The following is a 6580-nucleotide window of genomic DNA, read 5'->3' as shown; positions in this document are numbered from 1 at the left end:
CTTTCGCGGGGCACGCCCGCGCCGGGCGCGGGGGTCGCGACCACGGGGGGCGGCGTCACCTCGGGCGGCGGCGCCGGCGGCGGGGTTTCCGGCGGCACCCCCGCCACCGTGGAGGCCGGAGCCGCGCCACGCTGCGCCGGAGTCTCGGTCGCGGCCGGGGCCGGAGCGGTCGGGGCCGGGGCGGCCGAAGCCGGAGTGGCCGGGGCCGGGGCCGGGGCGGACTCGGGCGATGGTTCCCGGGACGGCGCGGACGAAGGGGTTTGCGGGGAAGCTGGCGACGGGCCCGACGCCAGCCGGGGCCCGGCCGAAAGCCGCAAGGGCGCTCCGCCGGCGGACAGGCGGGTGGGCCCTTCCTCGGACGCGGTGGCCGGCGCGGGGGCCGGGCTGGACGGAGGAGGCGCCGCGACGGCGGGCGCGGGCGCGGCGGGCTGGGCGCGCAACGAAACACCCCCCGGCGACAGGCGGGTGGGCTGCGCGGCCACGGAAGGCTCGGCCGCGACCGGCGGCGTGACCGGGTGGCCCATCACGGCGGCCGCGCTGGGGGTCGCCGGCAAGGGCGCGCGCGCGGCGGCGGCGGTCGCCGCCGGCCGAGTCGGAGTCGGACGCGCGGGCTGCTGGGGCGGCGGCGCCACCACCGGATAGGCGATCGCCGGGGACGACGCCATGGCCTGGGCACTCACCGGGCTGTCGGGGTCGCTGATTTCCTGGGGAGCGCGCCGGGAGCCGTCTTGCAAATGACGGGCGGCCTCGCGGTCGGCCACCAGGCCCTCGGCGATGTTCTTCAGTTCGGCGGCCGAGGGCGGACGGGGCGCCTGCTCGGGAACCGCGTTCACGTCGGGATAATCACCCGGGGCCGTGTCCGCGCGCAGCGCGGACGGAGACTCGTCGGCGCACCCCGAAAGCAAGGCGGCGCCCAGCATCAATCCCGCGGCCACCCCTCGCGTCGTCGCTCCCTGGCCTTGCCGCCTCGCCTGCCCCATGATCTCCGCGTGTCCCTCGTCTCGTGGCGTGCCCTGGCCCGCCAGTGTAGGCATTCCGGTTTTGGGTATGAACAAAAATCCCCGCCCGGACAACCATTGTCATCGCCTTGACCCTTAACACGGCCTTGGGCGATACGATATAGGCTTGAGGCTCCGGCGGCTGGCCGGGCGAACGGCGTTGCTTGCACTCCCTTCCAGGCGTCTGGGCCGTGACGTGTCGCACCGGAGGAGCCGTGCCCCCTCCAGCCCCCCCGGATCGACCGATCCGAGCGAAGGACCCGAGATACCATGGCCGAACAGCAAGGCTCCGAGAGTAAACTTATCGATCCCGCCGATTTCGGCCGAACTTTTACCGAACTCGCGGACAAAAGCCAAGCCGTCATGGGCACCTTGCTTGCCAATCAACTGGCGCATCCGGCCCAGGGGCTGATGGATCCGCTGCATCTTGGCAGTGCCTTTTATGATCTGGCCGCTCATCTGGCGTCCGATCCCTTGCGGGTCATGGATGCCAATCTGGGGCTTTGGAACGATTACATGAAGCTGTGGCAAAACGCCACCCTCGGGGCGCTGGGCACCGAAACCACGCCCGTCGTCCAGCCCGATGCCGGCGACCGCCGTTTCAAGGACGAGGCCTGGACGGAACACACCATTTTCGACTTTATCAAGCAATCTTATCTGGTCACGGCCCGCTGGATGCAATCCGTGGTGCAAGGCGTCGATGGCCTTGACCCCCACACGGCCGACAAGGTGGACTTTTTCACCCGCCAGATCACCGACGCCATGGCCCCGTCCAACTTCGTGCTGACCAACCCCCAGGTGCTGCGCGAAACCCTGGACAGCGGGGGCGAGAACCTGGTGCGCGGCCTTGAGAACCTGTTGCACGACCTGGAGCGGGGCAAGGGCCAGCTGCGCATTTCCATGACCGATGAAAGCGCCTTCAAGGTTGGGGAAAACGTGGCCAGCACCCCGGGCAAGGTGGTGATGCGCAACGCCTTGATGGAACTGCTGCAGTACACCCCCACCACCGAGACCGTGCACCGGCGGCCGTTGCTGATCGTTCCGCCCTGGATCAACAAGTATTACATTCTGGACCTGCGCCCCAAGAACAGCTTCATCAAGTGGGCGGTGGACCAGGGCCATACCGTCTTCGTGATTTCGTGGGTCAACCCCGACGCCTCCTTGCGCGACAAGGGCTTCGCCGACTACATGCTGGAAGGCCCGCTGGCCGCGCTCGATCGCATGGCCGAAATCACCGGCGAACCCGAGGCCAACATCATTGGCTACTGCCTGGGGGGAACCCTCACCGGCTGCCTGCTCGCGTGGCTGACCCGCCAGGGCAAGGCCGGGCGCATTGCCAGCGCCACCCATTTCACCACCATGCTGGATTTCTCGGAACCGGGCGATCTGGGGGTGTTCATCGATGAACCCACCTTGGAATACCTGGAAAGCCAGATGGAGAAAAACGGCTATCTCGACGGCAGCGAGATGGCGGGCACGTTCAACCTCCTGCGGTCGAATGATCTGATCTGGTCGTTCGTCATCAACAACTACCTTTTGGGCAAGGACCCCTTCCCCTTCGATCTTCTGTACTGGAACGCCGACAGCACCCGCATGCCGGCGGCCATGCACGGTTTTTACCTGCGCCACATGTACCTGGAAAACATCGTGCGCAAGCCCGACGGCATTACCCTGGCCGGCGTGCCCATCGATCTGTCCTTGGTTGAAACACCGGCCTACTTCATCAGTTGCCGCGAGGATCACATCGCGCCGTGGCGCACCACCTACCTGGGCACCCGTCTGTACAAGGGGCCGGTGCGGTTCGTGCTGGCGGCGTCGGGCCATATCGCGGGGATCGTCAATCCGCCGGTGGCCAACAAGTACGGCTTTTGGACCAACGACACCCTTCCGCCCGCCCCCGAGGACTGGCTGAACTCCGCCCAGCGCTCCGAAGGATCGTGGTGGACCGACTGGAACGCCTGGATCCAGCCCCACGCCGGCGAGCAGGTGCCGGCCCGCATGCCCCAAGGCGACACCGACGCCCCCGGAACCTACGTCGCCGTGCGTCTTTGACCCCCCGACGCCTTCCCCGGACGCGCCGCCCTTTGTGGTTTCCGGACGGCGCGTCCCTTTCGTTGCCGCCCCGGCCATAGAGAAAAAACGAGGAGAGTCCCCCATGACGCGGTCCCAGGCCCGCCCCCGCCTCGCTCTCTCCACGGCCGGCGCCCTGACGCCGGGCCAGGCAGGCCAGGCAGGCTTCGCGGGCCTCGCGGGCCTCGCAGGCCTCGTAGGCCTCGCGGGGGTGGCCCTGGCCACGCCCCCCGGCCCCGAGGCGTCGCGCGAGGCCCTGATGCAGCACTACCGGGAAACCTGCTCCTCCTCCGCCCATCAGGCCGCCGCCCGCCAGGGCGCCACGGCGGCCCGGGCGTTGGGCACGGCGTGCGATGCCCTGGCCCAGCGCATCCAGACCGGGGCCGGGTCCCCGCCCACCGGCGCGGCGGCCTCGCCCCTGGCCCGACCCGACCCCACCGTCTGGCCCGATGAAACGCCCGCGCTCCCCGGTGGTGAGGATTTATCAACCAAATCGCGCTAGGATGCGGGCATGTTTTTTCCACCCCGGCCCGCCGTGAAAGAGTCCGCCAGACGTGGCGCGCCCGGTGGCCCCAGCGGAGGACGCCCTTCATGCGCCTGACCCGCCCGTTTTCCCTCGTCGCCGTATCGTGCGCGCTGCTGATCCTGGCCGCGTGTGGCGGTCCCCAGGGCCGTTCGCTGAGCGCCGAAGAGGGCGTGGGCGCCGCCCAAGGCGCCGATAGCGCCACCCGCTCGCGCACCGAGGCGGTCGGGCTGGCCCAGTCCGGCATGCCCCGGGACCGCATGGCCCTGGCCTATGTGTATCAGGAACCCGGCACGCCGTTGATTGATGAAACCGTGACCATGGACGGCGGCACCCCGGTGCCCTTGCGGGTCAACCAGTACCTGGTTTGGGAACTGGAGCCGGGTCCCCACCTCGTCGAGGCCTGGCGGGGAACCCGGCGCCTGGGCAGCCGGGCCCTGACCTTGCGTCCCGAGGATGTCACGTATCTGAAATTCGCGGTCAAGAACAACCTGGGTGGCTTGCTTTACCTGGTGCCCGCCGGTGCCCAGGAAGGGGAAATCTTCGTCCGCTCGACCAATTTCGGACGATAACCGCACGCGGCGGCGTTCTTTCCAACGGGGAGCGGGGGCCCCCGGAGCACCATCGCATCGAAAAAAGGGGCGCCTTGCCCCGATCTTGCTGGCGACGGGACAGGCAGGCGGCCTGTCCCCTGGTGTGGCGCGTGACGCGACGCGCGAAACGCCGACTGGGGGAATCCTCGTTCCACCCGGATTGGCACGGAGGGGGCATGAAGTACAGTTTTGCAATCGACGACGTTTCAAAAGGCCAACGACTTGTCATTCTGACGTGCGCCGCCTTCCTGCTCGTCTGTTTCGGGTTCAGCTACCATTTAGCCAACACGTCCCTGGAGCCGATTCCGGCCTTTCTTCCCTTCTATGGGGGCATCGTTGTTCTGACGGATCTGCTGACCGCCTACCTGCTGGCGGCTCAATTTCGTATTACACGACTCTTGCCTCTTCTCGCCCTGTCCGGAGCCTATTTATACTCTGGCCTGATTGTCATTCCACAACTGCTTTTATTTCCGGGCGTGGTGGCCTCCGCCGGAATCCTGGGAGCCGGGCCGCAAAGCGCGATCTGGCTTTGGGTGCTGTGGCATGGCGGTTTCCCGTTCCTGGTTTTACTCTTTGCCCTGATCCAGGGCTTCGCGCCCACCCGCTTGTGCTCGCGCGCGTCTGTCTGGACCTGGATGGCCGGGGGCCTGGGCCTGGTGCTGGCCCTGGTGGCCGGAGCCATCATGCTGGTCACCCGGGGGCACGACCTCCTGCTCCCCCTGGTCGAGGGGGGAAATTTCGCGCTGCTGGCCCATTCCGCGCCCGGCCAGGCGGTCGTCCTTCTCAATGCCCTGGCCCTCGTTGCCGTGGCCCTGGTCACCCGGGGGCGCAGCCTTGCCGGGGCCGGCCTGATCCTGGCCTTGCTGGCCAGCTTTCTTGATGTCTCGCTCACCTTGGAATCCCAGGCCCGCTTTTCGCTCGGCTGGTACGTGGCCCGGGTCAACAGCATGGTTGCCGCCAGCTCGGTGCTGCTGGTCTTCCTGTACGAAGTGACGTGGCTGTATTTGCGGGTCACCGACCTGAACGAAAGCCTGAGCCGCATGGCCTTCGTGGATGACCTGACCCGCCTTGCCAACCGGCGCCAGTTCAACGAACGCCTGGCGGCCGAATGGGCCCGGGCCCAGCGAGCCGGCCAAAGCCTGGGCCTGGTCATGATCGATGTCGATTTCTTCAAGAAGTACAACGACGCCTATGGCCATCCGGCCGGCGACGAGTGCCTGCGCCAGGTGGCCCGGGCGATGGAAGGAGCGATCCGCCGCCCCGCCGACCTCGCCGCGCGCTATGGCGGCGAGGAATTCGTGCTGGTGCTCCCCGACACCGGTCCCGAAGGCGCCTTGCACGTCGCCAACGCCGTGGGCGAGGCGGTGCGGCAACTGGGCCTGCGCCATGAAGCCGGGACCGGGCTGGGGGTGGTGACCATCAGCCTGGGGGTTGCCGCCACCGTTCCCCACGCCGACCTTTCGCCCGAAACCTTGAAATCCGCTGCCGATCAGGCCCTGTACGCCGCCAAGGAGCAAGGACGAAACCGGGCCGTTCTCGGCTTGCCCCTGCCCTCTCCCGTGGCCGTCCCCTCCCCTCCGAAGGGACAAAAGGCGACGACGCCGCTCACGGGGAAACTCACCCCAGCGGGGCGAGGCCACTGACCAGGCGGGCGCAATCGGCTTTCCAGGCCGCCAGGGTATCGTCGTCCAGCTCGAAGCGGGCGTGCACGATGCCCCTGTCAACCGCGGTGATGACGGCGGGCAGCGTCCGCCGGACGCCTTCAATGGAAACGCCGACCCGACCATCCGGGGGCACGGGCCGATCAAAGCCCGAGGCGGTGAAGCCGTCCTCCGACAGGTCCAGGATCGTGACCGCGGCCGCCCGGGCACCGACACTGAGGCGCCCCGGACGTTCAACATGGTAGCGGGGCTTCTGGCGGCGATCCTCGGCGCTGGTCGAGGTGCGCACCACCCGCACCAGGATGCGGCGCAGGCGGTCGATCCCCGAGGCCACGTCACCCGACACACGGCCCACCTCGCCGGCCAGGGTGCTGGTCTGCCGGGCCTCGTCGGAAACGCGGGCGATCCGTGACGCCACCTCGCCGGCCGCCTTGGAGGTCTGTTCCACGTTGCGGGCGATTTCCTGGGTTGCCGCGCCCTGCTCCTCGATCGCGGCGGCGATGGCGGTGGCCACGCCCTCGACCGCGCCAATGGCCTGGGTAATCTCGCTCACCGCGCGCACCGCTTCCTGGGTGGTGCTCTGGATCCGGGCAATCTGCTGGGAGATCTCCTCGGTCGCGCTCGCGGTCTGGTTGGCCAGATGCTTGACCTCGCCCGCGACCACGGCGAACCCCTTGCCCGCCTCGCCGGCCCGGGCCGCCTCGATGGTCGCGTTCAGGGCCAGCAGGTTGGTTT

General features: G+C 68.5%; 5 protein-coding genes and 1 pseudogene. 4 read left to right on the top strand and 2 right to left on the bottom strand.

Annotation, left to right across the window (positions count from 1 at the left end):
- Positions 1 to 935, bottom strand: a pseudogene (locus ROR02_RS15760) (hypothetical protein); the annotation flags it as partial.
- Between the two features lie 333 nt (positions 936 to 1268).
- Between ROR02_RS15760 and phaC the strand changes: the two are divergent.
- From phaC to ROR02_RS15740, 4 genes are all read left to right on the top strand, one after another.
- Positions 1269 to 3050, top strand: coding sequence for a class I poly(R)-hydroxyalkanoic acid synthase (gene phaC / locus ROR02_RS15755; RefSeq protein WP_147165004.1), 1782 nt, complete (start codon positions 1269 to 1271; stop codon positions 3048 to 3050).
- 103 nt (positions 3051 to 3153) lie between these two features.
- Positions 3154 to 3570: a hypothetical protein gene (locus ROR02_RS15750; RefSeq protein WP_147165003.1), complete on the top strand. Its 417-nt coding sequence runs from the start codon at positions 3154 to 3156 to the stop codon at positions 3568 to 3570.
- Positions 3571 to 3659: 89 nt separating this feature from the next.
- On the top strand, positions 3660 to 4163 hold the full coding sequence (locus ROR02_RS15745; RefSeq protein WP_147165002.1) for a hypothetical protein: 504 nt from the start codon (positions 3660 to 3662) through the stop codon (positions 4161 to 4163).
- Positions 4164 to 4360: 197 nt separating this feature from the next.
- A complete protein-coding gene (locus ROR02_RS15740; RefSeq protein ID WP_147165001.1) occupies positions 4361 to 5827 on the top strand; it encodes a GGDEF domain-containing protein in 1467 nt (488 codons plus the stop codon).
- Here the strand turns inward: ROR02_RS15740 and ROR02_RS17480 are convergent.
- A partial coding sequence (locus ROR02_RS17480) for a methyl-accepting chemotaxis protein (protein WP_281291057.1) occupies positions 5802 to 6580 on the bottom strand: 779 nt, incomplete at its 5' end. The two genes, ROR02_RS15740 and ROR02_RS17480, sit on opposite strands and share 26 nt — an antisense overlap.

This window comes from Pararhodospirillum oryzae, assembly GCF_007992075.1.
Lineage (GTDB): Bacteria > Pseudomonadota > Alphaproteobacteria > Rhodospirillales > Rhodospirillaceae > Pararhodospirillum > Pararhodospirillum oryzae.
This window is presented reverse-complemented; position numbering and strand designations above follow the sequence as displayed.

Coding starts and splice junctions, on each gene's coding strand:
- ROR02_RS15745 (WP_147165002.1), top strand. CDS start 3,660: ATGCGCCTGACCCGCCCGTTTTCCCTCGTCGCCGTATCGTGCGCGCTG.
- ROR02_RS15740 (WP_147165001.1), top strand. CDS start 4,361: ATGAAGTACAGTTTTGCAATCGACGACGTTTCAAAAGGCCAACGACTT.
- phaC (WP_147165004.1), top strand. CDS start 1,269: ATGGCCGAACAGCAAGGCTCCGAGAGTAAACTTATCGATCCCGCCGAT.
- ROR02_RS15750 (WP_147165003.1), top strand. CDS start 3,154: ATGACGCGGTCCCAGGCCCGCCCCCGCCTCGCTCTCTCCACGGCCGGC.